Raw genomic sequence first — 1988 nt, forward strand, 5'->3', positions numbered from 1 at the left:
TTGGGCTTCACAGCCGAGATCGCACGCAAGGGTGTGCCGGCACCGATCCAGGCCGGCAAACGCTGGGTGGTCGAGCGCACCCACTCGTGGATGAACGCCTACGGCAAGCTCCGGCGTTGCACGGAAAAGAGCGGCAGCGTCGTCGACTTCTACCTCTACCTCGCCGCAGCCCTCGTCACGCTCCGTATGCTGATCCGCCGAGCGACGAGCCGCTATCGCTGGGACGGCCGCCCCACCACCCGGCGGCTCAAGTGATCCATTTGCCGGTCGGTCTTAGCTGCAGCGGCGACGGCGTGTCGCCTGCGACGTTCACCGCATGCGCGCCACCAACAACCCCGCCGCTGACGGCTTCGCCTGGGACGGCACCCCCAAGAACCGCCGTCCCCCGCGCGCCCTGCGCGTCAGCCCCGACAGCCCCACCAAACTCCTGCGCTCCGGCCAGACCGGCCGCTGCACCGCCTGCGGCAACCGCGTCGAGTGGTACTACCGCGACAGCGACCGCGCTGTCCCCCTGCACCCCGGCGAACTACCCACCCACCTGGTCCCGGACGACCAGCGCTGGCACGTCTTGTCCGGAGCGGCCCGACCGACCCAGGACGGCTCGCCCTGGTGCCGGGTACACCACCACGCCCTGTGTCCCGCCACGCCCAACCCCGGGGTCCCGGGCCTGCAGGAGGCCCGCAGGAACCTGGCGCTCAACACCCGCCGCCTCCTCGACACCGGCCGATTCACCCCACGCCAAACCCCGCCCGCCACCGACCCGGCACAGACACCTCCCCGCCGCCCCGCGGTTCAACTCCTCCACCTGCTCTACCTCGCCCCCGCACCCGTCGACCAGATCACCTGCGTAGCCCAGACCCGCGCCCGCCACCGTTGCACCCAGCCCCTGCTCGCACCACGAACCACACCAGGCACCTGGATCTGCATCCCCACACCCGCCACCACCGGGCACCTGACCGCACCGAGCACCCCCACTGTGATGGCCGCCTACGACCTCAACCAACTGCCGTACGCCGAGCAACTGCGCTGGCGCGCCCAGCGCTGCCCCACACACGCCGCCACACCCTCCGCCGCAGACACCGCCCTGACCGGCCGGGAACCCTTCGACACCTTCGTGCACCACCAACACATCCACCCCCAACCCTTCGACACCCTCCACCACGCCGCAGGCGGCCATGGCCTGCCGGAACCTCCGCCACGGCATCCGCCGCCAACCTGACCGCACGCAGCCGCACACCGCGCCCACGAGCCCCACACGGGCCGGGCACACCACCCTCCAACCCCCACCGGAGCAACCCGTGCTGAACCCCACCGACGAACAAACCACAGCCGCCGACCTCTTCCACGCCGGCGACCACCTCGCCCTGCAAGCCGGCGCCGGAACCGGAAAGACCAGCACCCTGCTCCTCCTCGCCTCGCGGACCCAACGCCGCGGCCGCTACATCGCCTTCAACAAAGCCATCGCCCTCGACGCCGCCACCCGCTTCCCCCGCACCGTGCTCTGCAAAACCGCCCACGCCCTGGCCTACGCGCGATCGGGTCTGTCCAGCCATCGGTGTAACTCGGGTTGTGTGAGTTACCGGCGGCCGATGGAGAGTCGGCCGTCGAAGGCGATGTCAAAAGCCTGCAGTGCGGGCTTCCATCGCATGGTCCAGCGTTTGCGTCCGTGCCCGGTGGGGTCCAGGCTCATGACGGCCATGTAGACGCACTTCAGGGCAGCTTGCTCGTTCGGGAAATGCCCCCGGGCGCGGACGGCCTTGCGGATGCGGGCGTTCACCGATTCGATGGCGTTGGTGGTGCACACGATCTTGCGGATCTCGACGTCGAACTGCAGGAATGGCACGAACTCGGCCCAGGCGTTTTCCCAGAGGACACGGCAGAGTGCCCCTCTTCGTGACGTTCCTGCAGATTCGCTGCTGGTGACGCACCCCTTCCACCCGTTGTCCGGTCGCAGGGTGCGAGTGTGCCGGACCGTGCACCGGCCGGGC

Annotated in this window: 1 protein-coding gene and 3 pseudogenes; 3 read left to right on the forward strand and 1 reads right to left on the reverse strand. The window is 69.8% G+C overall.

The genetic code is table 11. The annotated features are described in order from the left end of the window. The 3 genes and pseudogenes from QMK24_RS41130 to QMK24_RS41140 all read left to right on the forward strand — a co-directional run. A pseudogene (locus tag QMK24_RS41130) lies at positions 1-255 on the forward strand (IS5/IS1182 family transposase); the annotation flags it as partial. 61 nt (positions 256-316) lie between these two features. Further along, positions 317-1219, forward strand: a complete 903-nt coding sequence (locus QMK24_RS41135; protein ID WP_283472032.1) for a DUF6083 domain-containing protein — start codon at positions 317-319, stop codon at positions 1217-1219. An 82-nt stretch (positions 1220-1301) separates the two neighbouring features. After that, a pseudogene (locus QMK24_RS41140) lies at positions 1302-1541 on the forward strand (DNA helicase); the annotation flags it as partial. A gap of 35 nt (positions 1542-1576) precedes the next feature. Here the strand turns inward: QMK24_RS41140 and QMK24_RS41145 are convergent. Continuing rightward, positions 1577-1876 (reverse strand): annotated as a pseudogene (locus QMK24_RS41145) (transposase); the annotation flags it as partial. Positions 1877-1988 lie beyond the last annotated feature (112 nt).

The organism is Streptomyces sp. PH10-H1 (genome assembly GCF_030063355.1).
GTDB lineage: Bacteria > Actinomycetota > Actinomycetes > Streptomycetales > Streptomycetaceae > Actinacidiphila.